Below are 25,220 nucleotides of genomic sequence, written 5' to 3'. Positions count from 1 at the left end.
GGCGCGGCGCGGTCGTGCGCGCCGCAGCTCGTTGACGCGACCATGGCCGCAAAATAACAAGCCAGCAAGCTTGCTTGTTTTTCGACTTTGCGATGCGTTGGGCTGGAGGATCGGGCTGCTCATTGGCGCGCGAGGCCCAGACTGATGCGCCGGGCGGCGTCCATGAGCAGCTCGCCCAGCTCCAGGCACTTGCTCTCGTTGACCCGCTCGACCGGCGCCGAGATGGAGATCGCCGCGAACGGCCCGCCCCGGCTGTCCCGAATGGCGGCGCCCACGCCATTCTCGCCCGGCCAGTTGGTCTGGAACGTGACCGCGAAGCCGCGCTGTCGGGTGGCCTTCAGTTCCTCCCGCAGCCGGGTGGGATCGGTCTCGGTCCGATTGGTGACCTGCCGCAGCGGGTGGGACAGGTAGTCGTCCACCTCGGGTTCGCTCAGCATGGCGAGGATCGCCTTGCCCAAGGACGTGGCGTGCATCGGCCCGGCCTGCCAGAGCGGCCATGCGTGGACGGCGGGATTGAGCCCGTCCAGGCGCTCGACCAGGGCGATCTTCCGCTGGTGGCGAACGGCGAGATAGATGGACTCGCTGGTGCGGCGGCGCAGCTCCTCCATCACCGGCATCGCGGCCGTGCGCAGCTTGCGGGTGGCGAAGTCGGCGCGGCCGACGGCCAGGCCGGCCTGCAGCGACAGGGCCCAGACGCCGCGCTCGCCCGCCACCGCCTGGATCCAGCCGGCCTGCTCCAGCGCGCGCAAAGTCCGCTGCACGGTGGACTTCGGAAGATCCAGCGCGCGCGCCAGCTCGGAAACGCCCGCGGGTTGTCTTCGTCCGATCGCCTCGATCACCGCCAGCGCGGTCTGTACGGGACGCATCAGGTGGCGATCAGCGACGCCAGGCGGCCGCCGTCGGCTAGGTGGTCGATATCCCAGACCCGCGCCACGACCTCTTGCGCCCTCGCCTTGCCCAGGCGCGGCGTCATCAGCTCCAGGGCCTTGGCCTCGACATCGGCCTTGGACATCGGGTGCGACGGGAAGCCCACCACGTAGGGGACGAAGATTTCGACCCGTCGACCGTCGATGTGCGTCACCTCCACCCGAGCCGATTCGGTGCGAGCGGCTCCCGGTTCGTGCTCCTGCGCGGGGTCATGGACCACGTCGACCCGGGTCATCAGCGCCTTGGCGGCGGCGTCACCGTGCATCCGCGCCAGCGACTGGGCCGACACGAAGTCCAGGCGGCCGTCGATCAGGATGATGGCCGTGAGGTAGCGCAAGTTGAGCGCCGGCATCTCGGCGTCGCGGAACGCCTGCCAGCGGCCGGGCATGGCGATCTTCACGCTGGCGACCGCGTTCCGGTCGATCTTTGGCAGCAGCTGCAGCAGGCCGTGAACGGCGGGCTGCGTGGGCCCGCCGACCGGATAGCGCTTGTAGGCGGTCTCGTGCATCTCCCAGCGCTGGCCGAGCTGCTCGATGAGGTAGGCGCGGTTGGCGTCCCGACCGGTGAAGATGGCCGAGTTCATCCAGCCCGCCGGGTTGTCGAAGCTGTCGCGCACCCCGCGAAATCCCTGCTCCACGAACAAGGCCGCCTGCAGGCCGGCGCGCGCGCCCATGCCGGCGAACACGAACGACTTCTCGATGTGCTCGACGTCCAGCATCCACTGCCAGGAGCCGGACGCCTGTTGCGCGCAATAGGTCAGCAGGTCGCTGATCCGGTCCTGCGGCAAGCCGAGGATCGAGGCGGCGGCGGCGGCGGTCCCGAACACGGGACCGATCCCATGATTGGCGATGTTGGCGCGGCGAAGGTTCTCGTTGCCGAGCGCCTTCGGCACCCGGCCCGCCAGTTCGTAGCCGGTGAGGACCGCCCGCAGCACGGCCGCGCCGGACTTGCGCCTCTGCTCCGCAAGGGCGACGGCGGCGCTGACGATCGAGGGGCCAGGCTGCACGAAGGCCGAAGGAATGAAGTCGTTGATCTCGGCGCCGTGGGCGGTCATCGCGCTGGCGAACACCGCGTCGACCAGGGCGGCGCGCTGACGGGTCCCCAGAATGGTCGCGGCGGATCGGCGGGCGTCGCCGCTCTGCGCAAGGGCGTAGTTCCGGGCCAGGGTCGAGGGCTCCAGGTCCCTGCAGGCCACCACCGAGGCCAGGGTGTCCAGGATATGCCGCCGGCCGAGATCGAGGATCTCTTCGGGGATCGGCATCGACTGGGACCCGGCGATGAAGGCGCTGAGCGGGGCCGTCACCTTGGGCGACACCCCCGGCGCGCGGTCCTGGGCGGCCCCGGGAAGGCCGGGCGCCCAGGCCGCGCCCCCCGCCGCCAACGCGGCAAGGAGGGCTTGGCGGCGATCCATCATCGTCAGAAGCTCCGCTTCACGCCGACGAAGTAGCGGCGCTGCAGCAGGTCGTAGAGGCCTAGGTCGGTCGCCCCCGCCCCCGTCCATACTGGCGGCGCCACGTCGAACAGGTTCAGGACGCCGGCGCGGAATATGGTTTTCTTGTCGAGACGCCACGTGCCGGTCAGGTCGACGTACTGCCGATCCTTCACGCCCGGCTGGGTCCCGTTGGCGATGCCGACGTCCGACGCGTGGGTCATGGAGTCGTACCAGCGGTAGCTCAGGGTCGCCGTCGCCGGGCCGTAGGCGTAGGTCGCGCTGGCCGCGACCTTCCAGTCGGGAAAGCCGATGGCGCCCGCGTCGATCTGGGCGTTGCCGATCGTGCCGGCGTAGTCGAGGAACGGCGCGCCTTCCAGGTTCTGGATCTTGTAGTGCAGCAGACGCGAGACCACGAGGTTGAAGCTCAGGGCGCCCCGGTAGCCCAGGCCCACGTCCTCAAGGTCGAAACCCCAGTCGGTCTGGAAATCGAGCCCCGAGACCTCATAGGCGGCCAGGTTCAGGGTCGGCTGGACCTGGGTCTCGATGCCGCCGTTCGTGTTGCGCGTGGTCAGCTGGCAGAAGTCGTTGGTCGGGTCGTAGTTGGGGTTGGACCGGCCGTCGGCGTTGAAGCAGCGGGTCAGGCCGACGCTGGAGGTGATCACCCCAATCGCGTCCTTCACCTTGATATCGTAGAAGTCCAGCGAGGCCGAAAGCCGCCGAAGCAAGGGCTGTTCGAACCGGCTCTGCCACACCAGCCCGGCCGTCCAGGTGTCGGCGGTCTCTTCCTTCAGGTCCAGGTTGCCAGAGGCCACCCCGCTCACCGAGCTGCCGGCGAAACGGTAGATGTCGATGATCGACGGCGACACCCCCTGGGCGATGCAGAGCGCCCGCACCCGCGCCGCGTTCGGATTGAGCGCCGGATTGCGCAGGCGCCCGCCGACGTCGCACGGGTCGCCGGCCCCGCTGACCGTGGACCCCAAGGCGGCCGACGCCCGTTCGGGTGGCGCATATAGCTCGCCCAGGCTCGGCGCGCGGATGGCGCGCTGATAGCCGCCGCGGAAGCGGACGCCCTTGGCGAGCGCCCAGTCGGCGCTGGCCTTGTAGGTGTGGACCGAACCCACGAGGTTGTAGTCGGAGAAGCGGTAGGCGACGTCGAAGTTCAACTCGTCGACCAGCGGCAGGTCGCGCAGCAGCGGCAGATACAGCTCCGCGAACCCCTCCTTGACGTTGTACGAGCCGTCCGACGGACCCGTGGCCTGCACCGGCCAGACCTCGCCGCGCACGCGCGCGTCCGGCGGGGCATAGTCGTAGGTCGCGCGGCGATAGCTGGCGCCCACGGCGAACCGCGCGCGACCGGCCGGCAGGTCGAACAGGCTGCCCTGCAGCGACCCTTCCACGATCTGCTGCGTGAACTTCGTCTCCTCGTGCAGTGTGCGGTTCAGGTGGTTGAAGCAGGCCTCCTGGCCGGGCGTCGTCTCCAGCGCCTGGGCCAGGAACGGGTTGAATCCGCCGGGGCAGATCGAGGCCCCGCCGTCCGCGGCGTTGACCAAGCTGTTCCACGCCTGGACATTGACCCAGCCCGACGTCGTCTCGCTGGCGTCGGTTTCGCCATACGATCCGTAGATGTCCCAGGTCCAATCGCGGCCGGGGACCTTGCCCTTCAGCCCGACCAGCGCCTCCATCAGGTCGTAGTTGAACTGATAGGCCGTGCGTCCGATGCGGCTGGTGCTGAAGGTGAAGTTGACCGGCGCGCCGGGGTTTGGCCGCGACGCCAGGATCGGCCGCAGGTCGGCCGGGATGAACGGATTGGTGACCGGGATAAGCGCGAGCGGCGCGGTCGAGCCGGCGGACCAGCCGGGGCGGCTGTAGGCCGAGTCATAGGTCATGTAGTTGAACTGGAGGTAGGCCTCCATGTTCTCGGTCAGGTCGTAGGATCCGCGCACGAAGGCCGTGTAGCGCTCGATCGGCGTCTGCAGCGGCAAGGTGTTGCCCAGCGGAAATCCAACCCGGCCTTCCTCTGTGATGTAGGGCTCGCCCTCCGGGTAGCGCAGGTTCAAGATCGGCGCGGCCGTGGTGAAGATCGTACCGTCTGCGTTGACGCCGAACGACGCGTTCCGCGCGGCCGACGCCGTCGATCCATATCGCGAGAAGACGCTGTTCAGGGCGGCCTGAGTCGGCAGGTTCGACGCGTTCGAGACGATAGCCCCGCCCTGTAGCGCGCTGGCGATCCCGGAACGCTCGAAGAACGGCCGGCTGGCGCGGAAGGTCGGGTTGCGGTCGTAATAGGTGAGCGACGCCACCATGTTCCCGCGGCCTTCGTCGAAGTTGCCGCCCATCGTCGCGGATATCGACACCGCGCCGGCGTCGTCGCGGTCGGTCACGCCGTACTGGGCGTCGAGCTCCAGGCCAGAGAAGTTTTTCCGCAGCTTGAAGTTCACCACGCCGGCGATGGCGTCGGACCCGTAGACGGCCGAGGCGCCCCCGGTGATCACCTCGACGTTCTCGATCAGCGCCGGGGTGATTGAGTTCAGGTCGATCGCGCCCAACGCGTCCGACGGCTGCATCCGGCGTCCGTCCAGCAGGACCAGGGTGCGCTGGATGCCCAGGCCGCGGAGGTTGGCGTTGTTGCGGCCCTGGCGCGCCGGGCTCGATCCGCTGTTGGCGTTGCTGGCCGCGAACTGCGGCATCTGGTTGAAGGTGCTTTCGAGCGTCGCCGGCCCGCGGGCTTCGACCGCCGCGGCGCCCACGGTCACGATCGGGCTCTCGGCGACGTAATCGGTCCGCGCGATGCGCGAGCCGGTGACCACGACCTCCTGCACGTCCGCCGCTTCCTGCGCCGATGCCGCGCCGGCCAGCAAGGCCACAACCGACGCTCCGCCCATGATCCAAGCGCGCATTCCGTCCCCCGTTTTTGGCTGCGCCGTCAGGCGGCACGCTATGCCCACTAGGGTTCTATAGGACGGAACGTCGTGTCAACTGACGAAACGCAAAGCCGCTCCGCGCGTGGTCGACGCGGGATTTCCGGACTATCGGGAGTCAGAGGCGGCCGAGCGTCTCGGCCATGCGCGTGCAGGTGACCCGCACCGATTCGATGATCAGGGCCTGCTTGTCGGCGTCGGTCCGCTCGATCGGGGCCGAGACCGAGAGGGCGCCGGCCGCCCGGCCGCCCTGCCCCAGGATCGCGCCGCCGATGCTGACCACCGCAGGGTTGTTGCGGGACATGGCATAGCCACGCATACGCACCGTCTCGAGCGCGGCCAGCAGCAGTTCGACGTCCATCTCCCGCTCGCCACGCAAGCGCTCGGCGACCCGCTCGAGGATGGCGCGCGCGTCGGGCTCCAGCGCCAGCATCGCCTGGCCCCCGGCGGTGAGGGGAGCCGCCACCCGGCTGCCGGCGCGCGTGGTGAACCGCACGGGCCGAGGCGAGATGATCTTGTCGAGGTAAAGCACGTCGTCACCGGCCATCACCATGACGCTCACGGTCTCGCCGGTGAGCCGGTGCAATTCCTCCAGGAACGGCGCGGCGGCGCGTTTGACAGGGTGTTCGTTGAGGACGCCCGATCCCAGTTCCCAGGTCTTCAGCGTCGCTCGATAGCGGCCGGTCTCCGGCTCCTGGCTGACGTAGCCCATCGCCGCCAGCGTCTGCAGGAGGCGGTGGACGGTGCTCTTCTGGAGGTCCAGGTCGGTGGCGATCGACGAGAGCCGGACCGGGTCCCGGGCGCGCGACACCGCCTCCAGGATCTGGAACGCCCTCAATACCGCTCGATCCAATCCAGGCTCCCTCGTCCGTCCCGCAGCAACCTAGGCGGCGCGGCCTCGGCGAGCAATTGATCGCCGGCCGTTGACAACGATCCCTCCAGGGCCAGACAATAAACGGAATAACGTTCCGTCACACGGAACACCAGGGAGGCGGGTATGGATCGGCGTAGCGTGCTGGCAGCGGGCGCAGGCTTGCTGGGGACCCTGGTCGGGAACCGTGCCCTGGCGCAGACGGAGCCCCTGGTGGAAACCGCCCAGGGGCGGGTACGCGGTCGGACGGTCGACGGGATTCAGGTCTTCAAGGGCCTGCGCTATGGCGCGACCACAGCCGGCGAGAGCCGATTCCTCCCGTCTCGACCGCCAGAGCGCTGGGCGGGGGTGCGCGACGCCCTCGACTACGGCGACCAGGCGCCCCAGGTGCGCAGCGCGCTCGCCGACCCGGGGCCGATGAGCGAGGACTGCCTGCGGATCAATGTGTGGACGCCGGGCCTCGACGGCGCGAAGCGGCCGGTGATGCTCTGGTTCCACGGCGGCGGGTTCGAGGCCGGGTCCGGCTCCCATGCGCTTTACGACGGCGGCCGGCTGGCCCGGCGAGGGGACGTCGTGGTCGCGACCATCAACCACCGCCTGAACGTCTTCGGCCACTGCCACCTGGACGCCGCCTACGGCGAGCGTTTCGCGCGATCGGGCAACGTGGGCTACCTGGACCTGGTCGCGGCCATGACCTGGGTGCGCGAGAACATCGCCGCGTTCGGGGGAGACCCTGGCAACGTCATGATCTTCGGCCAGTCGGGCGGTGGCCGGAAGGTCAGCCTCTGCTACGCGGGCCAGGACGCCAAGGGCCTGTTCCACAAGGGCGTGGTGCAGAGCGGATCGCACCTGATGATCCAGACGCCGGAGCAGGCCGACGCCTTGACCGCGGCGCTGCTGAAGACCCTGGACGTGCCCAAGGGCGACATCCGCAGGCTGCAGGCGGTCCCGATCGCGGCGCTGACGGCGGCGGCGCGACAAGTCAGCACCGCCAACAACTACCGCTTCTCCCCCGTGCTGGACGGGGTGACGTTTCAGGCCCACCCGTTCCTGCCCCGAGCCCCGGCGATCTCGAACCACCTGCCGATGATGATGGGGATGAACCGGACCGAGCTGACCAACCAGTTGGGCCGCGAGCCGGGGATCTTCGACCTTGACGAGGCTGGCATGGTCTCGCGCCTGAAGACCTTTATCCCCGAGGCGGATATCCCGGCCGCGGTGGCCATCTTCCGCAAGTCGCGACCGCAGGCCAGCCCCTCGGAGACCTTCTTCACGATCAGCTCGGCGCGAGGCTATGGGCGCGACCAGACGATCATGGCCGAGCAGCGCGTCAAGGCCGGCGCCGCCCCGACCTATGTGTACCGCCTGATGTGGCGCTCGCCGGTGGAAGGCGGCCGGCGGATCACCCAGCACTCCCTCGACCTGCCGTTCGTGTTCGACACCGCCGGCAGCGAGCGCGGCGTCGCGATGGCGGGGCCGGAGACCGAAGCGACCCGCGCCATGGTCCGGGCGATGTCCGAGAGCTGGATCGCGTTCGCCCGGCGCGGCGACCCGAACAACCCGGCCATTCCGACCTGGCGGCCCTATGACCTGACCCGACGCGCCACGATGATGTTCGACACGCCGCCCACCGCAGTCGATGACCCGTTCCGCGAGGAGCGGCTGTTCATGGCCCGCTACGAGACCCAGCAGAAGGGGCGGACCCTGCATCGGATCGACCTTTGAGCGCCCCGTCGAGCCTCGACCGCCGCACCCTCTTGATCGCCGGTGCGCTGGCCCCCGCCCTGGGCGGCGCGAGGGCCGTGGCGGCCCCCGGCCCAGGCCGCGGCCCCTGGCGCACCGCCCCGGCGCAGGCCCATGGATTGAGCATCCCGGCGCTGCGCCGCGCCGCTGACGCCCTGGGCGCCAGGGGCGAGCGCCAGGGCCTCGTGGTCGTGCGCCATGGCGTGCTGGTGTTCGAAACCTACTGGAAGAACGCCTACCACCTCGGCCGGCCCGACTGGCCGAACGTGTCGTTCTCCTCGGGCAAGTCCTGGGGCTCGGCCATGGTCGGCCGCGCCGTCACCGAGGGGCTACTGAAGACCAGCGATCTGGTCGCGAAATACCACGACCCGATGGTCTCCGGCCTGCGCCCGGACACCACGATCGAGCACCTGCTGACCATGACCTCGGGGGGCACGCTCAACGTCAAGCCGAGTTCGCGGCGGCCGCCCCGTCTCGACGAGCCGGCCACCGCCGGTCCTGGCGTCGAGTATGCCAGGCAGGCGGAAGGGGAACGAGGGTCACCGCCCGGCTACGGCGTCTCGATCGCGCCGGGCTCGACCTTCTACTACGATGGCGCGCCGGCGGATCACCTGGCCAATGTCGTGGCGGCGGCCAGCGGCGTGACCAGTCTCCGCTACATGATGGAGCACGTCGTCCGACCGCTGGGCTGCGAGACCTTCCGCTATCAGCCAGAGGGCGTCGACAAGGCGGGGAACATCCGTATCGGCGGCTCGATCCTGCTGTCGTGCCGCGACATGGCGCGGCTGGGGCAGCTCTATCTCAATCGTGGGCGATGGGCGGACGGCCAGCTCGTCTCAGCGGACTACATCGCGCGGGCGCTGACCCCGTCGCGGCTGAACCCGAGCTACGGCTATCTGTGGTGGCTGAACGGGGCGGGACGCGTGCCGGCCGCCCCGGGGGACATGGTGTTCGCCGCGGGCGCCCGCGGGCAGTTCTGCTTCGTCCTGCCCCGCCACGACATGGTCATCGCGACCATGGGGTTCGGCGCGGAGCAGTTGTCGCCGCAGGAGGCGTGGCTCGCCCTAGCTCCAGCCTTGCCGGCGTAACGGATTGGCGGCGGGTCGAAAAGCCCTCAAAACGGAGACCGCTCACTGAGCTGCCTGCCAGGCGTCCGTACGGCCGCTAGGGTCGCATCAGCAGTTCGACGCGATTGCCGGCGGGATCGCGGACCATCGCGATGACGTTACCGCTGGTCGCCGAGCGCGCGGGCGGCTTTTCGATCGTGCCGCCGTGCGCCGTCACCCGGGCCACAACCGCATCCATGTCGCCGACGTTGAGCACCATGTTGGACACGCCCTCCGCCTTCTGCTCGGCGCGCCGCGTGATCAGGGCGATGCGGGTCGAGGCGGCGGCCTTGGCCTCGTCGACGCTGCGTCCGAAGTTGAGGATGATCTCCAGGAAGCCCGGGCGCTCGTAGCGCTGGATCTCCTGCATCCCGAAGGCGGCCTTGTAGAAATCCGCGGCGCCCGCGACGTCGTCGGCGGCCACCCGCACGTTACGGACGTTGACCCAGTCGGCAGCGAGCGCCGGGCTTACGGCGGTCAACGCCAGGGCGGCGGCGGCGATCAGGGCTCTCATCATCACTTCTCGCGATACTTGGTGTGGCAGGTCCCGCAAGTCTGGGCGACCGTCTTGGCCTGGGCGCGCAGGTCGTCGGCGTCGTCACCCGCAGCCAGGGTCTGAAGCTTAGCGGCCTCGGCGGCGAAGTCCTTCGCGGCCTGGGCGAAGCCGGGCGTGTCGCTCCAGACTGACGGCAGGACCTTGGTCTTCACGCCCGCCTCGGCCCCGCTGCCGCGTGGAAACCACTTGGGGATCTCAAGGGAGGCCTTGCGGACCACGGCCGCCGACGCGCGGATCTTCTTCATGTCGGGATCACCTTTGCGGATCTCGTCGTTGAGCGCCTTGAAGCTGGCGCCCAGCGTCTTGAACTGCGCCTGACGACTGGTCACCGCGTCGGCCATGCCGGCGGCGAAGGCCGAGCCGGCCGCCAGCAGGACGGCGGCGCTGAGGGCGGACGGGATGACGACGCGGCGTCGCATGGGGCCTCCATTCTTTCGATGAACCAGCGGCGCTTGTCCGCTCAACTCTCCATTTCCTGGGCGATGGTCTTGCGGGCCATCCAGAACAGCGCCGCCGACAGCACGCCGAAGCACGAGGCGATGATCAGCGCCCAGCGGATCCCCTCGGCGGGGCCGAGGCCCATACCGACCGCCACGTAGTCGCTCAACAGCCCCACAGCCAGCGGCCCCAGGCCCAGGCCGATCAGGTTGATCACGAACAGCAGGATCGCGGCGGCGGTGGCGCGCATGTTCGGCGGCACGATGCCCTGGGTCGTCCCGTAGACCGGTCCGTACCAGAAGTAGTTCAGCAGGTAAGGGACGATCAGGATGGCCAGGCCGGCCCGTGCGTCGTCCATCTGCAGAGCGAGGATGAACACCGGGACCGAGACCAGCACCGCCAGCGCCGGCGCGAGCAGGCTGTTGCGGACGTCCCCGGCAGAGGTCTTGTCGGCGATCCAGCCGCCCAGGACCGACGAGATCGCCCCGCAGATCCCGGAGATGATCCCGAGCGCTAGCCCCAGGAAGCCGACGGACTGCAGGTTGAAGCTGGCGGCCAGGGCGGCGACCTGCTCGGCGTGGTTGCGCAGGAAGAACGAGGCGACGAACGGCGCCTGGCCATAGCTGATGAACGACTTCAGCGCCGCGGCGAAGGCCAGCAGCCAGAAGGTGCGCTTGCTGGCGAGCAGCTTCATCGCCTGACCGAAGCGCGGCTGGGCCGCCGAGGCGGCCGCCACGTCGGCCTTCAGCCGCGAGCGGGTCTCTCTGAGCGTGAAGAAGGTCACCAGCGCGAAGAGCACCCCCGGCAAACCCGCGACCAGGAAGGCGACGCGCCAGCCGAAGGCGTCCGCGACGACCCCGCCCATGGCCATGCCCAGCAGCGACCCGAGCGGCACGCCCATGGAATAGAACGCCAGCGCCGAGGCGCGCTTCGACTTTGGCACATAGTCGGTGATCAGCGAATGGGCTGGCGGCGTGCAGCCCGCCTCCCCGATCCCGACGCCGATCCGGAAGAGACAGAGTTGGACGAAGTTCTGCGCCACACCGCAGAGCGCCGTGAACCCGCTCCAGATGGTCAAGGCGCCGGCGATGATGAAGGGGCGGTTCCGGGTCTCCGCAAACCGGGCGATCGGAACGCCGAGCACCGTGTAGAACAGGGCGAAGGCCAGGCCGGACATCATGCCGATCTGCCAGTCGGCCAGGTTCAGGTCCTGCTTGATCGGCTCGGCCAGGATGTTGATCACCTGCCGGTCCAGGAAGTTCAGGATATAGATCCCGAGCATCAGCGACAGGGCGTAGCGCCGGTAGGACGGCGTCACCGCCGCCGGCTCGGGCGCAACGGTGCGCGACGGCGCCAGGGTGGCGTCGACCATCAGATGTTCTCCTGAGCGCGCGATCGGACGGCGGCGGCGCGGCCGCTCACTTCACGATGACCGTGCCGACCATTTTCATGTTCTCGTGGTACTTGCAGATGTACCGGTAGGTCCCCGGCGCGTCGAAGACATGGGCGAACTTCGCCTCACGCCGCATCGCCCCGGAATCGAACGGCGCGACCCCGGCCGGCAGCACCACATTGCCCGCGACCTTCGACTTCGCGGGATCGAAGGTGACGCTGTGGAGGACGCTGGTGGTGTTCTCCCACTCCACCGTGTCGTTGCGCCGGATGGTGATTGTATCAGGCGCGAACTTGGAACCAGCCGGATCCATGGTCACCAAGTGAGTCTTGGCCGCGGCCCGGCCGGCCACGCCCGAAAGCAACGCCAAGGTTCCAGCGCCGATCACAACCCTGCGCCCGACGGTCGCCATCCCGATCTCCACCCTTTGCCACGTACTTCTGCGTCGTCGCTTCTCCTCAGCTAAAGGCGGCCGCGGCCCAGGGTCAAGGTACAAACAAGCTTGATTGCATTTTTCTGCGGAGACGCGGAAATGTGATAGCGCGGGCTGATCGAAGCACATACAATCATGAATGCACGCAAATGCATTGCACCCTCTGAGGATCGGCCATCGAAGCCGGCGCGGAGGCGGAGGAGACCGCGATGAGGACACTGGCCTTGGCCGCAATGGCGGTCATCCTACCCACGGCCGCGACGGCCGAGCCCTGGTCCCGGGCCTATGTGGTCGACTGGATGGAGCCCGCGTTCTTCCACGGCGGACCCAAGGACGAGAACCCCGCTCCCGGAACCGACTGTCCGAAAGGCACCGCGCCGCCGCACGGTTGGAAGAAGGTCCTCAAGACCCGTTGGCGCAAGGACGCCGATATTGCCTACTACATGGACGCTGAGAACCGGCCTGATCTCCAGCGCGTGCTGCGGTTCCGCGGCCCCAACTATGAGAACGTCTGGGAGCAACCCACGCTTGCTCCGGACCTGGGCCTGCCGCCCGTCACCGGCAAGATCGCCTACGGCTTCAACCTGGACGACAACGTCAAGACCGGTGGGTTCAGCACGCCGGAAGGCGTGCCGGGCATCGACAACGGCTACTATCGGGCGGGCGGCTGCTGGGCGTCGTATCGCGGCCAGCCGTACAAGTCGCAGCGCGGCGTCGGCATCAACGGCTACATGCGCGACGGCCTCTACACCGTGCTGATCGTCATGTCGGGGAACAAGGACCCGATGAACGACGACGACGTGACCTTCGCCTTCTACCAGGCGCAGGAACGCATCATGAAGGACGCCCTGGGCCAGGTGGCCCGCGACGTCAGCTTCTCGGTGAGACCGGACCTGCGCACGCAGAGCATCGTCAAGGCGAAGATTGTCGATGGCGTCGTGGAGACCCGCGCACCCGCCGAGATCCGATTCCGCGACGAAGCCTGGAACCTGCGCATGCCCGACCAGGTCCAGCTGATCGGCGGCCGGCTCCGCTTCCAGATGAAGCCCGAAGGCGGGCTGGAGGGCTATGTCGGCGGCTATCGCGACTGGAAGGTCATCTATCGCAAGCAGGCGGTGAACGGCCGAGACGGCGAGATGAACCAGGGCATCGATATGCCCAGCTTCTACTACGCGCTGGAGCGCCATGCCGACGCCGACCCGGATCCCAAGACCGGAAAGAACCGCCGCATCTCGATGGCCTATCGGCTGCGGGCCGTACCGGCCTTCGTGCTGACCCCGGATTCCAAGGAGGTCGTCTCGGTCCCCCGCGTTTTCGACGGCAAGCCGGCGTCCCAACTCGCCGCCGCGACGGCGACCCCCGCACAATGAGGTCCGAGATGAGTATGCGTGCGTTGGCTCTCTGCGGCGTGTTCGCGGTTGCGCCGTTGGCCCTGGCGGGCTGCGCCTCGGACACCAGCCTCCAGGCGAATGCGTCCGCGGCCAAGCCGGGTGAAGTCGTCGGCATGCGGCGGCTGACCGCCGCCCAGTATCGCCAGTCCGTGGCGGACATCTTCGGCGCGGACATCAAGGTGCAGGGCCGCTTCGAGCCTGAGGTGCGACGCGAAGGCCTGCTGGCCGTCGGGGCCGCGGGCGCCGCCGTCTCGGCTGCAGGCATGGAGCAGTACTACGCCATGGCCGCCAGCATCGCCGAACAGGCGACGGCCGAGGGGCGGCGCGCGAAGCTCATGCCGTGCCAGCCGGCCTCGGCGAAGGCGGCCGATGACGTCTGCGCGACGCAGACCCTGCAGAAGTACGGCCGCCTGCTCTACCGTCGGCCGCTCCTGCCGAACGAACTCGCCGCGCGGGTCAAGCTGGCCCACGCCGTCAGCACCCAGTCCGGGGACTTCTACGCCGGACTTCGCGAGGGCTTCACCAGCCTGCTGACCGCCCCTGACTTCCTGTTCCGCATCGAGCGCGCCGGCTCGGGAAGGCCGGTGGACGGGGCGATGCCGGTCGACGCCTATGCACGCGCCTCGCGGCTCAGCTACATGCTCTGGAACACCACGCCGGACGACCAGTTGCTGCGCGCCGCCGAGACCGGCGACCTGCTGACGCCCGCCGGCCTGCAGGCGCAGATCGACCGCCTGACCGCCTCGCCGCGCCTGGAAGAGGGCGTCGAGGCGTTCTTCGACGACATGCTGCAGCTGGAGCTGTTCGACCATCAGTCGAAGGATCCGGCCCACTTCCCGAAATACAGCCAGGTCGTGGCGACCCAGGCGCGCGAGCAGACCCTGCGCACCGTCGTCGACCTGCTGGTCCGCCGGAACGGAGACTACCGGGACATCTTCACGTCGCGCGACACCTTCATGACCCGCGGTCTGGCGATGGTCTACAAAGTCCCATACGCCTCGAAGGCGGACTGGGCGCCGTACACCTTCCCCGCCGGGTCCGGGCGTTCGGGTCTGCTGACGCAGATCAGCTTCCTGTCGCTGTTCTCCCATCCTGCGCGGAGCTCGCCCACCAAGCGCGGCGTGGCGCTCAACGAGATCTTCCTGTGCGAAGTCACTCCCGCTCCGCCGGGCGACGTGGACTTCAGCCAGGTGAACGGTGATGCGGCGACCGTGAAGAAGACGGTCCGGCTGAGGCTGGAAGCCCACGCCACCGACGAAACCTGCGCAAGCTGCCACTCGATGGTCGACCCTCCGGGCCTCGCCCTGGAGCGTTTCGACAGTCTGGGCGAGTATCGCGAGTTCGAGAACGGCGAGCGGATCGACGTGAAGGCCGAGATGGACGGCCAGATCTTCGAAGGCGCAGCCGGCCTGGGCATGCTCCTGCATGAGAACCCGCGGGCTCCGGCCTGCCTGGTGCGCAACCTGTTCGCCTCCGGCGCCGGCCGCCCGGCCGTCGGTCCGGACAAGCCGACCGCGCAGGCCCTCGCCAAGACCTTCACCGAGGGCGGTTACAGGCTGCCCGCGTTCCTCAAGCAGCTGGCCGCCAATCCGGCCCTTTACACCGCCCGCCTCGCCCCTGCGCCCGCCTTGCCCGGCGCGACCACCAAGGTCGCCGCCCGCAGCCCGTCCAGCCTGAAGGAGACCGGCCGATGAGATCCTCGCGCTTCAACCGACGCTCGATCCTGCGCGGCGTTCTGGGCGGCGCAACCGTGGGCATGGGCCTGCCGCTGCTCGACCTCTTCCTCGACGGGAACGGCGCGGCCCTCGCCAGCGGCGCGCCCCTGCCGACCCGCTTCGCCAGCTTCTTCTGGGGCCTGGGCCTCACCCCCACGCGATGGGAGCCCAAGAAGGTCGGCTTCGACTATGACATCCCGCCCCAGCTCGCGTTTCTCGAGGGTGGGCTGAACAAGAAGACCAGCGTCTTCACCGGCTTCACGGTCGGGCTCGACGGTCGGCCGTCGCATCCCCACTGGACCGGCATGGCCGCGATCATGACCGGCCAGTGCCCGGTGAAGGACAAGTCGTTCGACCGCCTGAACAGTTTCGACACCGTCATCTCCGACGCGGTCGGCGGCGGCACCCGGTTCCGGTCGATCGAGGCCACGCCGTTCCGCGGCGCCACGTCCAGCTACAGCTCGCGCGGCGAAGACGCGTTCAAGATGGCCGACGACTCGCCGTTGGCGCTCTACACGCGACTGTTCGGCCAGGGATTCCACGACCCGAATTCCGGCGACTGGGCTCCGGACCCGCGCGTCCTGGTCAAGAAGAGCGTGCTGTCCACTGTGAAGGAACAACGCGACGTGCTGTGGCAGCAGACGGGCGCCTCCGACCGGGCGCGGCTGGAGCAGTATTACACCTCGGTCCGTGAGCTGGAGCAGAAGCTGGACGCCGAACTGCGGCAGCCGGCGCCAGCCCAGGCCTGCCGGGTGCCCGAAGCGCCCGTGGATCTTCCCCGCAAGGGAGATGTCCCCACCGTCGCCTATAACAACAAGCACATGTGCGAACTGATCGCGATGGCGCTGGCCTGCAACCAGACCAATGTCGTGAACTATGTCTTCACCCCGGCGACGTCTGAGATGTACCGGCCGGGTGACACGCCGGTCTATCACGCCCACACCCACGAGGAGCCCATCGACGGCAAGCTGGGCTACCAGCCGATCTCGTCCGAGCTCGCCGACATCAGCGTGGGCGGCTTCGGCCACTTCCTGAAGACCCTGGACAACATCAAGGAGGGCGACGGCACCCTGCTCGATCACGCCCTGGTGCTGGGCTACAGCGACACCGGCTGGGCCAAGATCCACTCCATCGACAACATCCCCATGCTGCTCGTGGGTGGCGCCAACGGCCGGCACAAGGGCGGCCAGCACATCAAGGTCGGCGCCGACCCGGTCACCCGAGTGTCGCTCACCGCCCAGCAACTTGCCGGCGTGCCGGTGGGCAGCTTCGGGACGGGCTCGATGGCGACCTCCAAGCCGATCACGGAGGTGATGGCTTGAGCGGTCGGATCCTTTGCGCGGCGGGGCTGTCGCTGGCGGTCGGCGCGCCCGCCTTCGCCGCCGACCCGCCGGACATGGTCGAGGCCGCCAGGACCTATGCACTGCAGGCCCCCAACACCTTGGGCGTCGCGCGGCAGGGCCAGACCCAGATCCCCAACTACGCCGAGGCCCAGTTCCGCGGCGTCCGGGCCAACTACAAGCGCTTCGAGCTGGTGAACGACCGCATCGTCTTTTGCGGCGAGGTCAATGTGAAGGACCCGAAGAGCGGCGCCTATACGGGCTGGACCAAGTTCGCCTACCTGCCGGGCGACCCGCCGATCCTGGTGACGCCGCGTCCGGGCCTCGGCCTGCGCGAGGTCGGCCCCCACGTGCTGCACAACGTTTGCGAGACCGGCCAGGAGAACTGGCTGGACGGCGACTACTCCGCGCCCTTCCAGAAGAAGCCCGGCCCGCCGGTCTGACCGGCCACGCTCCACCATGATCAACGCCGGCGCGCCCGTGGGGCGGCCGGCGCTTTGCCTTGCCTTGACCCATCGATGGCGTGGGCGGCCCGGCCGGGTCGGGCCGCCCTGGCGTTGTCAGAAGCGGAAGCGCACGCCCGCGACGTAGTATCGGCCGATGGTCTCGTAGAGCTCGTAGTTGGTCTGGATGAAGTTGGCCGAGTTGGTGCCCGGCGCGATCGGCGGATCCTTGTCGAACAGGTTGTTGATCACCGCAAAGGCCTCGAACTGGTCGTTCGCGCCGAACTTGTAACGGCCGCTAAGGTCGAAGGTGGTGACCGCCGGCACGTGATTGTCGACGATGGTGTTCGGGCCGCTCGGCGCTTCCACCAGCTGCTTGTTCTGATAACCGGCGCCGATGAAGTTGGCCTCCAGCGTGAGCGCCAGCGGTCCGTTGTCCCAGGTCACGGTCCCCTGCGCGCGATAGCGCGGGTTAGACACGCCGGAGCCGACCTGGCCGGTGCTGTCGATCTCGGCCGATCCCGGCGCCGTGGTCGAATACTCCGCCAGATAGCCCACCAACACCCGGGTTGAGAACGCACCGGGGACGCTGGGGATTTCGGCGCGATAGCTGAGCTCGACATCGACGCCGCTGGTCTTCAGCTTCTGCAGGTTCAGATAGGGCTGCAGGACCGAGATGATCACGCCGTTTCCATCGCGCACGATGTTGCCGCACAGCGCCGTATTCCCCCGGAAGCAGGAATCGACGGTGACCTGGGTGGTCAGGGTGCCGATCGCCCCCTTCACCGCGATGTTGTAGTAATCCACCGAGGCCACGAACCCCGGCAGGAAGCTGGGGCGGTAGACCACGCCGGCCGCATAGGTGTCGGCCTTTTCCGGATCCAGGTCCTTGTTGCCGCGCACGCTGCCCAGGATGTTGAAGGTCTGATTGCCGTTGAACGGATCGATGACCGTCTGCGAGCCCTGGCCGTTGCCCTGGAAGAGCTCGATCGGGCTGGGCGCGCGGATGTCGCGGGAATAGGTGGCGCGGAAGCGCAGATCCTCGAACGGGCTATAGACGCCGCCCACCTTGTAGGTCGTGACGCCGCCGCTGGTGCTGTAGTCGGTGTAGCGACCCGCGGCGTTCAGCTCGAGCTGATGGATCAGCGGCTGGTCCTTGATCAGCGGAACATTGACCTCGGCGTAGGCCTCCTTGACGTTGACCACGCCCTCGAAGACCGAGACGTTCCCGAAGTTGTAGGCGCCCGGCAGGCCGGTCAGCGACGACGGGAAACCACGGATGCCCGTGCCATCCTTGATCTCGGTGTTGCCCGGGTCGGCGGTCTGATCGACCTTGAACCGGCGATACTCGGCGCCCACCGCGACGGCCAGCGGACCGGCCGGCAGCTGGAAGGGCTCGCCGGCGAAGTCCAGCGCCGCCACGTCCTGGACGATCTCGGTGCGGAAGGAGCTGGTCACGAAGGCGTAGTTGAGCGCCTCGGTCGAGGGCGAGCCGGCGCCGAACAGATTGATCGGCACGCAGCCAGGATAGAGACCAGGGTTGGTGAGCGTCGTACGGCAGACGGTCTGGCCGCTGACCGGGTCGCGAACTGCGTCGGCCGCAGCGAAGAAGTTCTCCCACTTCGCGTTGTCCTGGGTCTTGGTCTTGTAGTCGTTGTAGCCGTGCTCGTAGTAGCCACTGAGGCGGTAGTCGCCGAGCACCTTGGCGTTGAAGCCGACCACCACGTCGATGGTCTCGTTCCGCGCGATGTTGGTGATCCGATTGTAGCCGCCGACGTCCTCCTGGTGGATTCTCGACATCTTGAAGCAGCGCAGCGCGACAGTCGGCGTGCCGGCCGCGCGGCCGCAGGCCGTCCCCGTCGTGGTCGTTGGCGCAGACGCCGCCAGGGCCGCGGCGATCTGGGCGGGGATGAACGGGTTGCCCTCGAAGATCGTGATCTGGGTGGCGGTCTGGTTCTGGTTCGTGGACGGCTGGTAGATGTTGCGCGCCTTGGCCGCCATCACCTGGCCGTAGATCTCGAAGGTGTCCGATACATCGTAGGTGGCGCGGCCGAAGACGCTGGTCTGCTTCAGTCCGCCGGCCAGGCTGGTGGTGTTGCGCGAGCCGTCGCCGCCCACGGCGTTGTTGGCGGTGATGAACGCGCCGCGGTCATATGGGGACGGCGCCCCGCCGGGCAGGAACTTGACCCCGGTCGGGAACAACCCATTGGGGCCGACCAGGTTCGCCGGCCCATTGGCCGTGCCGGCCAGGATCACGCCGCCGCCGTAGTTGTTCTGGTTCACATTGCTGAAGATGGCGCTGTATTGGCTGGCGCCCGTCCCGATGATCAGCCGGCCATCGCCGTCCGAGGCCCAGTCGCGGGCGCCCAACGCGCTCAGCACCTCGTCGGTGCGGTTGTAGAACAGGCTGCCAACCACGTGCAGGCGCCCGTCCATCAGGGCACGGCCCGCCGTCAGGCTGACCTTCTGCGAGCCGACATCCTCGTGGCTGGAAAGGCCGCCCTGGATGGAGCCCTTGAAGCCCTCGAAGTCGGTCTGCAGCACCACGTTCACGACGCCCGCGACGGCGTCCGAGCCATAGGCCGCGGACGCCCCGCCGGTCACCACGTCGACGCGGCTGATCAGGGACTGTGGCAGCAGGTTGAAGTTGGTCGCGCCGTTGTTGGCGGCCGGGGCCACGCGGCGGCCGTCCAGCAGCACCAGGGTCCGTTGCGCGCCCAGGCCCCGCAGGTTCAAGAAGCTGCCGGTGTTGTTGCTGGCGGTGCTGAGCGCCGGCGTGTTGGTGCTGGTCGAGCCCCGGAAAGCCGGCAGCGAAGTGAGGCCCTCGACGATGTTCCGCGGCGCCGAGCGCTCGAGTTCGTCGGCCCCAACCACGGTCACCGGGGTCGGGGCCTGGGCGCCGTCGCGGACCGTCCGCGAGCCGGTGACGACGACCTCAAGGAGGTCCTCGTCTTCCGCGAGGGCGGGAGACGCGCTCAGCAGTCCGGCTGCGAGCAGCCCCCCGATGCTGACAGTTTGCAGCCAGCAGATCTTACGAACGGCGCTGTGCGGCCGTGCCATGGCGTTTCCCCGGATCAGTTGTTCTTTTTGTCTGGTGAAGCCCCCACCCCGGCGCGCCGAAGCGAAGCCCTCACCGTGATCCGAGGCTGCGGACACCCCCTGCCGCTGTCAAGCTACATTCCTGCATGCTTGTATGTTTATTCATGCTTGCATGTCGGCAAGCGCGTGGATCGCGTGGCGTGAGCCGGCAGATCGGGTGGGACGTCAGGCCTTCTCGGCCTTCGCCTTGGCCAGCAGGTGCTCTGTGAGAAAGGCGCGATACATCTTCAGCAGCTCGATGGGCGGTTCGAGCTGGCTGCGGTCGTTCGTGTGCATCAGCCGGATCGAGAGCCCCTGCATCGCCGCGAGGTGCAGACTCACCATGGCGCGGATGGTCGCCTGATCGGTGATCCCGGCATCAGTGGCGATCTCCCAGACGCCTTCCTGGTGCTTGCGCTCGATCGCCGCCATGAGCGGCGGAAGCCGCTCCGCCAGCGCCGCATCGCTGCGGCTGCCGACCAGGATCTCCAGGAGAGCGATCGCGGGCGGCTCGATGCTCGACTGCCAGGTGATCTCCGTCAGCGCCATGAACCGTTCGTAGCCGCGCTCGTACTGCATGAGCTTGCGGCGCCTATCGCGGAACTGGTTGTCGGCCACGTGCTGGGCCACCGCGAGGACGAGGTCCAGCTTGGTCGGGAAGTGATGGAGGATCGCGCCTCGGGTCACGTTCGCCCGCTCGGCCACCAGCATGGTCGTGGTGGCCGAGTACCCGTACTCGTGGAGACAGGCGATGGTCGTGTCGATGACATTGGCCCGGGTCGAGGCGCTGCGCTCCGCGTTCGACCGGCGGGTGCGCGCGGTCCGCGGCGGTTTGTCAACGGCGGCGTTTGTCCGCGATGGCCTCAAGCTCCACGACCTCTTCCACTTGCCGATAATCACGCTGAACCGGAGCCGTGATGGCGGCGCGCAGAAACGCTCGCCCACGACGCCCGACCGCCCTCGCACAACTAGAAGGCTTCGCAGGTGGCGGCAAGTGAATGAGATTCAGTCAGGCTTGCATGTAAACATCGGCCGGCGGATGGCTAAGAGCCGCCGAACAGGTCCGAGTGCTCCGCCTCATAGGGCGCATAGGAGTCCTTCAGGACCGCGTGGTTGAGCAGCATGACCGCCACCGGCGCGGTCTCGCCGGCGCGAAACACCGTCGTCTTCAGCCAATAGCTCTCGGTGCGGCGGCTGCCGCTCAGGGCCACCACCTCGCGCTCGATGTCGTAGGGCTCGTCCACGAACAGCGGGCCGTCCAGCAGGTGGATCTCCTGGTCGGCGAACAGCCCGACCGATGGTCCTCGCACCCGCAGGCGGTCTTCGCGAGCCCGGTACTGCAGCAGCACGCTGATCATTTCGAGCGGGATGATCGCCCTCCCCCACGGCGACGCCGCCGCGGTGGCCGGATCGTACCAAGGCGAAGGCTCCGTGATCGCGGTGAGCTTGCGCTCGAGAGTGAACGGATAGAGCTCGCCCATGTGCTGGTCGTAAGCCATGCGCACGGTCTGGCGCGACGTGCGGTCACTGACCTTCAGGTCCCGCAGGATCACCGCCTGCTCCAGATGAGGCAGACCCGCGAGCCGCGCCTCCAGGGCGGACGGCGTGCGGTCGTCACCGACCGAAGCGGTGCCGCGAAGCACCTCCGTGCCGTCACGCTTCTCCATGCGGATGCCGGCGTGGGTGGACATCACGCCGGCCGGCGTCAGGATCGCGCGCACCTCTTCGCCCTCATAGACCGGCGCGCGATAGTGCGCCGAGATGCGGCCGGTCTCGAAGAAGCGGTCGCCCCAGAGGCGGTGCGCCAGCGGCGCAAACTGGCTGAAGTGGGTCGGCCCCTCGATCGTGCCGCCCCGGAAGCCCAGCCGCTGGGCCGTAGCGTCGTCGTGGATCGAGGCATGGGCGTCGTACGACTGGTCGGCCAGCAGTTGCCGCGGCGCGCGCCAGGGGCCCACGAGACCCTCCTGATCCGTGTCGAGTTCCGTCGCGAAGGCTGAGCGATCCATCACACCATTCCATGAGCTTGGAGACAAAAGGCCGGCCCGCACGACGCTGCGCGAGCCGGCCAGTCAACGCAACCGGGGAGGACCGTCGCCGAAAGCTAAAAGGTCTTGCCGAAACCGATCCGGAACACGCGGCCGAGGGGGTTCGCCGTATAAGTGTTGTAGGCGAAGTCCTGACGCATGGGCGGCGGGTCGCGGTCGAAGACGTTGAGGATGCTGAAGGTCACGGTCGCATCCCACGGCAACAGGCGGCGGTAGACCACGTCGACGGGGATCCAGGCCTCCATGTGCTCGGCGAACCGGTTCGTGGCGGTCGGCGGGAAGATCGACGGCGAGTCGTTGGTCATGCCGTCGATATAGTGGACGGTGACCCGCAGGTTGTCGGGGCCGCGCGTATACTCGGCGAACGCGTTGGCCTTCCAGCGCGGGATGGCGTTGAAGTTCGTGGTGCCGGCGTAGTCGCGGCCCGCAGTGATCACGATGCCCTCGGTCGAGCTGCCGGAGCCGCGGTACTCGAAGACGTAGTTCAGGTCGGCGCCCAGGCGGACGTCGCCGTCGAACAGGATGCCGGGCAGCCGGTAGTCGACGACCACGTCCAGCCCCGAGACGGTGTAGTCCTGCTTGTTATCGTAGGTGAGCCGGGTGCGTTGCAGGTTCTGCAGGCCGCAGGTGGCCGGGTCGCCCACGCCGCCGGTGAAGGTGAAGCGCTGCTGCAGAGCATAGTAGGGATTGTTCGGGTCCGCCGTGCAGCGGTTGGGGCTGGACACCGAGGAGCCGAAAAAGGCGCTGATCATGTTGGCGGCGGAGTCGCCCTCGATCACCCCCTTCAGCTTGATCAGGTAGTAGTCGACCGTTGCGCTGAAGCCACCCAGGGTGACGATGCCGCCAACGCTATAGTTGTCGGCCTTCTCCGGCGCGAGATCCTCGTTGCCGTAGGTGTCGGTGGCTTTGAAGACGCCGAGCTGGGCTACGACGCCGCCGCTGGTGACCAGGCCGGTCGTCCGCGTCGGATACGGCGCCTTGAAAGTCGTCCCCGCCGAGCCGCGCAGCGCAAGCCAGTCGGTCGCCTGCCAGCGGATCGAAGCCTTGGGATTGGTCGTCGTGCCGATGTCGCCCAGGTCCTCGTGCCGCAGCGCCAGCTGCGCCTCGAGGCTGTCGGCGATCGGGACGAACAGCTCGCCGAAGACCGCCCAGCGGGAGGTCTTCAGGTCGTAGGGCGGAATGGCGCCGAAGAAGGTCAGCGGGCCGGTCTTGGCGATGCAGGTAGTCACCCCGGTGAAGGGGCACGGCGCGGTGTTGAAGTTGGTCTCCTTGGGAACCTCCTTCACGTCCTGGGTCCAGATGTACTGGGCGCCCGCGGCCCACGCGATATTGCGGCCGGCCCAAAGCTGGACGGGCAGCTCGCCGCTGACGGTGGAGTCCACCGCGATGGTGCGGTTGATGTCGCGGAAATTGTAGCCGTAGGGCTCCATGAACCGCGCCACGTCCAGCGAGTTGGCCGCCTGGGGGTTCAGGGCGACGGCCTGGGCGTACTGCGGATTGATCTGGCCGGTCTGGGCGTTGCGCGCGATGCCGGTGGAGAACGGGTTGAACCACAGGCACGGCCCCTGCCCCGGCGTGCTGGTGGCGGCGTTGGTCCCGCCGGGCGTACAGCCCGCGCCCCCCAGGCCCATCAGCGCCCATTGCAGGTTCTCGACCGACATCTCGGAGGTGGTGCGGTCGAAGATGTACTGCCCGTAGGTCACGGCGGTGTCGTACTTCATGCCCATGGGCAGGGCGCCGGAGAACCCGCCCGAGACGCGGAACGCCCGGCCGGTCCGGTTGGAGCGGAAGCTGTCGCCAGTCAGTGGATTGCCGCCGTAGCCGTAGGGCCGCCAGGCTCCGGCGGCGCTATTGGTCAGCACGCCGTTGGCCCGGATGTTGGCGAGCTGCGCGGCCGTGAACGCGCCGGGATTGAGAGCGATCAGCGTCTGCAGGCCGGGGTTGTTCGCCGGGATGAAGTAGCCGCGGATCCCGTCCGTCCCCGTCGGTGCGGGGAACGGGTTGTTGCCGCCATTCTGGACCGACAGCGGGAAGTTGCTGGGCGCATAGCTGGGGTTCTGCACGTCGTGCGGCACCGTGTGCCCCGACACCAGCAACTCGCCGTGGAATTTCTGCTCCGCGGGCAGGTCGAAGTTCACCGAGCCGTAGAGTTGGTAGCCGTCGGTGTCGTCGACCAGGTTGTTGAAGCGGGCGTTGTGATACTGGCAGCGCGCCGCGTTGCCGGTTCCGGTGACGAGGCCGCCCAGCGGCGTGCAGCCCGGGTCCAGGAACGCTGAGTTGAACCCGGCCTGCGTGCGGGCGGAGCCCGTCAGGTAGGAGCCCGGGTTGCCGCTGGCCGCCCAGCCGTTCTGCGGGTCGAGGGTGAACGGGCGGATCGCCCAGCCCCGCTGGTCCTGCCCAAGTTCGGAGCGGTGATAGTAGCTGCCGGCCAGCAGCACATTGCCCCATTCGCCGGACCGCCCCCAGGAGAGGCTCGTGGCGTAGTCGCCTTCGGAGCCACGGATGTAACTGTAGTTGGCGTCGAGCTGGAAGCCGTTCTGGTTGGTCTTGGTGATGAAGTTCACCACCCCGCCCATGGCGTCCGAGCCATAGGTGGCCGCCGCGCCGTCGGTCAGCACCTCCACCCGGCTGATGGCCGCCGTCGGCATCAGCGACGCGTCGACCGCGCCGCCGTCGATCAACTGGGTCGTGGGCATCCGCCGACCGTTTAGCAGCACCAGCGTCTTGTCGGCGCCCAGGCCCCGCAGGTTGATGCTGTAGCCGCCGGCGTTCTGCCCGTTCAGGCGGTTGGTCTCGCCGATCGTGGCCCCGACCGCGGGAATGCTCTTGATCAGTTCAAGGGTCGACGGGTCCCCGCGCTTCTTCAGCTCCTCCGACCCGAGCACTTGCACCGGCAGCGCGCCCGTCTTCATCGCGCCCTGGATGAGCGAGCCCGTGACCACCACCTCATCCACCTCGCTGGCGGCGGCGTCGACGTCGGCGGACGCGGGAGTCGCGGACCCGGCAAGCGCCGCGGCGATAGCGAGCGCGGACGCGCCCATGGCGTGGCGATGAATCGACATGTCCCCTCCGTTCGTCTCCCGCCGCCACCTGCGGTGGTCGGCTATTCCCCTGATCGCGGCTCGCTCTGACGGCAGCCTTGATCCTCCTTCGATGGCCCCGATCGGGGCCCGAGAGAGAACTCGGAACTAGGGTGGCACTCTCATACAGTCAAGACTGTACGTGCATGCTTGATTGTATTTATACGCCGACCGTCATCTAGTGCCGGCGCGAATGTGTGGGAGTGGTGAAGGTGGATCGGCGGCGGGGACGGACGCACCAGACGCACGAGGAGCGCAGCGCCGCGACCCAGGAGCGGCTGATCGAGGCGGCGATCTTCTGCCTGCACAAG

At 68.3% G+C, this 25,220-nt stretch carries 18 protein-coding genes; 6 read left to right on the top strand and 12 right to left on the bottom strand.

The window, feature by feature from the left end:
- Window positions 1-119: 119 nt before the first annotated feature.
- From EPO51_RS00090 to EPO51_RS00075, 4 genes are all read right to left on the bottom strand, one after another.
- Window positions 120-866: an IclR family transcriptional regulator gene (locus EPO51_RS00090; protein WP_293344700.1), complete on the bottom strand. Its 747-nt coding sequence runs from the start codon at window positions 864-866 to the stop codon at window positions 120-122.
- Window positions 866-2,338: an MmgE/PrpD family protein gene (locus tag EPO51_RS00085; RefSeq protein ID WP_293344698.1), complete on the bottom strand. Its 1,473-nt coding sequence runs from the start codon at window positions 2,336-2,338 to the stop codon at window positions 866-868. Before EPO51_RS00085 ends, EPO51_RS00090 begins: the two co-directional genes overlap by 1 nt.
- Before the next feature lie 5 nt (window positions 2,339-2,343).
- Window positions 2,344-5,256: a TonB-dependent receptor plug domain-containing protein gene (locus tag EPO51_RS00080; protein WP_293344696.1), complete on the bottom strand. Its 2,913-nt coding sequence runs from the start codon at window positions 5,254-5,256 to the stop codon at window positions 2,344-2,346.
- A 139-nt stretch (window positions 5,257-5,395) separates the two neighbouring features.
- Complete coding sequence (locus EPO51_RS00075) at window positions 5,396-6,130, bottom strand: IclR family transcriptional regulator (RefSeq protein ID WP_293344694.1); 735 nt, start codon at window positions 6,128-6,130, stop codon at window positions 5,396-5,398.
- 144 nt (window positions 6,131-6,274) lie between these two features.
- On the opposite strand from EPO51_RS00075, the gene EPO51_RS00070 reads away from it, so the two are divergent.
- Together EPO51_RS00070 and EPO51_RS00065 are read left to right on the top strand one after the other, a co-directional pair.
- A complete protein-coding gene (locus EPO51_RS00070; protein WP_293344692.1) occupies window positions 6,275-7,873 on the top strand; it encodes a carboxylesterase/lipase family protein in 1,599 nt (532 codons plus the stop codon).
- Window positions 7,870-8,979 (top strand): serine hydrolase domain-containing protein, encoded by a 1,110-nt coding sequence (locus EPO51_RS00065; protein WP_293344690.1) that lies wholly within the window; start codon window positions 7,870-7,872, stop codon window positions 8,977-8,979. Before EPO51_RS00070 ends, EPO51_RS00065 begins: the two co-directional genes overlap by 4 nt.
- A 76-nt stretch (window positions 8,980-9,055) precedes the next feature.
- Here EPO51_RS00065 and EPO51_RS00060 read toward each other — a convergent pair whose 3' ends face one another.
- The 4 genes from EPO51_RS00060 to EPO51_RS00045 are packed head-to-tail and all read right to left on the bottom strand — an operon-like array spanning window position 9,056 to window position 11,796.
- On the bottom strand, window positions 9,056-9,514 hold the full coding sequence (locus tag EPO51_RS00060; RefSeq protein ID WP_293344688.1) for a VOC family protein: 459 nt from the start codon (window positions 9,512-9,514) through the stop codon (window positions 9,056-9,058).
- Window positions 9,514-9,972: a c-type cytochrome gene (locus EPO51_RS00055; protein ID WP_293344686.1), complete on the bottom strand. Its 459-nt coding sequence runs from the start codon at window positions 9,970-9,972 to the stop codon at window positions 9,514-9,516. Before EPO51_RS00055 ends, EPO51_RS00060 begins: the two co-directional genes overlap by 1 nt.
- A 41-nt stretch (window positions 9,973-10,013) precedes the next feature.
- The gene (locus tag EPO51_RS00050; RefSeq protein ID WP_293344684.1) at window positions 10,014-11,363 is read right to left on the bottom strand and encodes a spinster family MFS transporter; all 1,350 of its coding nucleotides are present in this window, start codon (window positions 11,361-11,363) and stop codon (window positions 10,014-10,016) included.
- Window positions 11,364-11,409: 46 nt separating this feature from the next.
- Window positions 11,410-11,796 carry a cupredoxin domain-containing protein gene (locus EPO51_RS00045; protein WP_293344682.1) on the bottom strand — a complete coding sequence of 129 codons (387 nt, stop codon included), beginning with the start codon at window positions 11,794-11,796 and terminating at the stop codon, window positions 11,410-11,412.
- A 230-nt stretch (window positions 11,797-12,026) separates the two neighbouring features.
- On the opposite strand from EPO51_RS00045, the gene EPO51_RS00040 reads away from it, so the two are divergent.
- The 4 genes from EPO51_RS00040 to EPO51_RS00025 are packed head-to-tail and all read left to right on the top strand — an operon-like array spanning window position 12,027 to window position 16,706.
- Complete coding sequence (locus EPO51_RS00040; protein WP_293344680.1) at window positions 12,027-13,187, top strand: hypothetical protein; 1,161 nt, start codon at window positions 12,027-12,029, stop codon at window positions 13,185-13,187.
- Between the two features lie 8 nt (window positions 13,188-13,195).
- Window positions 13,196-14,902, top strand: a complete 1,707-nt coding sequence (locus EPO51_RS00035; protein ID WP_293344679.1) for a DUF1592 domain-containing protein — start codon at window positions 13,196-13,198, stop codon at window positions 14,900-14,902.
- Window positions 14,899-16,245, top strand: coding sequence for a DUF1552 domain-containing protein (locus tag EPO51_RS00030; RefSeq protein ID WP_293344677.1), 1,347 nt, complete (start codon window positions 14,899-14,901; stop codon window positions 16,243-16,245). The genes EPO51_RS00035 and EPO51_RS00030 overlap by 4 nt, the downstream gene beginning before the upstream one ends.
- Window positions 16,242-16,706: a DUF2059 domain-containing protein gene (locus EPO51_RS00025; RefSeq protein ID WP_293344675.1), complete on the top strand. Its 465-nt coding sequence runs from the start codon at window positions 16,242-16,244 to the stop codon at window positions 16,704-16,706. The genes EPO51_RS00030 and EPO51_RS00025 overlap by 4 nt, the downstream gene beginning before the upstream one ends.
- 117 nt (window positions 16,707-16,823) lie before the next feature.
- Here the strand turns inward: EPO51_RS00025 and EPO51_RS00020 are convergent, their stop codons facing one another.
- The 4 genes from EPO51_RS00020 to EPO51_RS00005 all read right to left on the bottom strand — a co-directional run bounded on the left by EPO51_RS00020 (window position 16,824) and on the right by EPO51_RS00005 (window position 24,891).
- Complete coding sequence (locus EPO51_RS00020) at window positions 16,824-19,766, bottom strand: TonB-dependent receptor domain-containing protein (RefSeq protein WP_293344673.1); 2,943 nt, start codon at window positions 19,764-19,766, stop codon at window positions 16,824-16,826.
- A gap of 204 nt (window positions 19,767-19,970) precedes the next feature.
- Window positions 19,971-20,651: a TetR/AcrR family transcriptional regulator gene (locus tag EPO51_RS00015; protein ID WP_293344671.1), complete on the bottom strand. Its 681-nt coding sequence runs from the start codon at window positions 20,649-20,651 to the stop codon at window positions 19,971-19,973.
- 176 nt (window positions 20,652-20,827) lie between these two features.
- On the bottom strand, window positions 20,828-21,790 hold the full coding sequence (locus EPO51_RS00010) for a hypothetical protein (RefSeq protein WP_293344669.1): 963 nt from the start codon (window positions 21,788-21,790) through the stop codon (window positions 20,828-20,830).
- 95 nt (window positions 21,791-21,885) lie between these two features.
- On the bottom strand, window positions 21,886-24,891 hold the full coding sequence (locus EPO51_RS00005; RefSeq protein ID WP_293344667.1) for a TonB-dependent receptor domain-containing protein: 3,006 nt from the start codon (window positions 24,889-24,891) through the stop codon (window positions 21,886-21,888).
- Window positions 24,892-25,220: the final 329 nt, after the last annotated feature.

Source organism: Phenylobacterium sp., assembly GCF_004297125.1.
Classification (GTDB): Bacteria; Pseudomonadota; Alphaproteobacteria; order Caulobacterales; family Caulobacteraceae; genus Phenylobacterium.
This window is presented reverse-complemented; position numbering and strand designations above follow the sequence as displayed.

What these genes read in the sequence shown, in the direction of transcription:
- EPO51_RS00090 (WP_293344700.1), bottom strand. Translation starts at nt 866, where the DNA reads ATGCGTCCCGTACAGACCGCGCTGGCGGTGATCGAGGCGATCGGACGA.
- EPO51_RS00085 (WP_293344698.1), bottom strand. Translation starts at nt 2,338, where the DNA reads ATGGATCGCCGCCAAGCCCTCCTTGCCGCGTTGGCGGCGGGGGGCGCG.
- EPO51_RS00080 (WP_293344696.1), bottom strand. Translation starts at nt 5,256, where the DNA reads ATGCGCGCTTGGATCATGGGCGGAGCGTCGGTTGTGGCCTTGCTGGCC.
- EPO51_RS00070 (WP_293344692.1), top strand. Translation starts at nt 6,275, where the DNA reads ATGGATCGGCGTAGCGTGCTGGCAGCGGGCGCAGGCTTGCTGGGGACC.
- EPO51_RS00060 (WP_293344688.1), bottom strand. Translation starts at nt 9,514, where the DNA reads ATGATGAGAGCCCTGATCGCCGCCGCCGCCCTGGCGTTGACCGCCGTA.
- EPO51_RS00055 (WP_293344686.1), bottom strand. Translation starts at nt 9,972, where the DNA reads ATGCGACGCCGCGTCGTCATCCCGTCCGCCCTCAGCGCCGCCGTCCTG.
- EPO51_RS00050 (WP_293344684.1), bottom strand. Translation starts at nt 11,363, where the DNA reads ATGGTCGACGCCACCCTGGCGCCGTCGCGCACCGTTGCGCCCGAGCCG.
- EPO51_RS00045 (WP_293344682.1), bottom strand. Translation starts at nt 11,796, where the DNA reads ATGGCGACCGTCGGGCGCAGGGTTGTGATCGGCGCTGGAACCTTGGCG.
- EPO51_RS00040 (WP_293344680.1), top strand. Translation starts at nt 12,027, where the DNA reads ATGAGGACACTGGCCTTGGCCGCAATGGCGGTCATCCTACCCACGGCC.
- EPO51_RS00035 (WP_293344679.1), top strand. Translation starts at nt 13,196, where the DNA reads ATGAGTATGCGTGCGTTGGCTCTCTGCGGCGTGTTCGCGGTTGCGCCG.
- EPO51_RS00030 (WP_293344677.1), top strand. Translation starts at nt 14,899, where the DNA reads ATGAGATCCTCGCGCTTCAACCGACGCTCGATCCTGCGCGGCGTTCTG.
- EPO51_RS00020 (WP_293344673.1), bottom strand. Translation starts at nt 19,766, where the DNA reads ATGGCACGGCCGCACAGCGCCGTTCGTAAGATCTGCTGGCTGCAAACT.
- EPO51_RS00010 (WP_293344669.1), bottom strand. Translation starts at nt 21,790, where the DNA reads ATGGATCGCTCAGCCTTCGCGACGGAACTCGACACGGATCAGGAGGGT.
- EPO51_RS00005 (WP_293344667.1), bottom strand. Translation starts at nt 24,891, where the DNA reads ATGTCGATTCATCGCCACGCCATGGGCGCGTCCGCGCTCGCTATCGCC.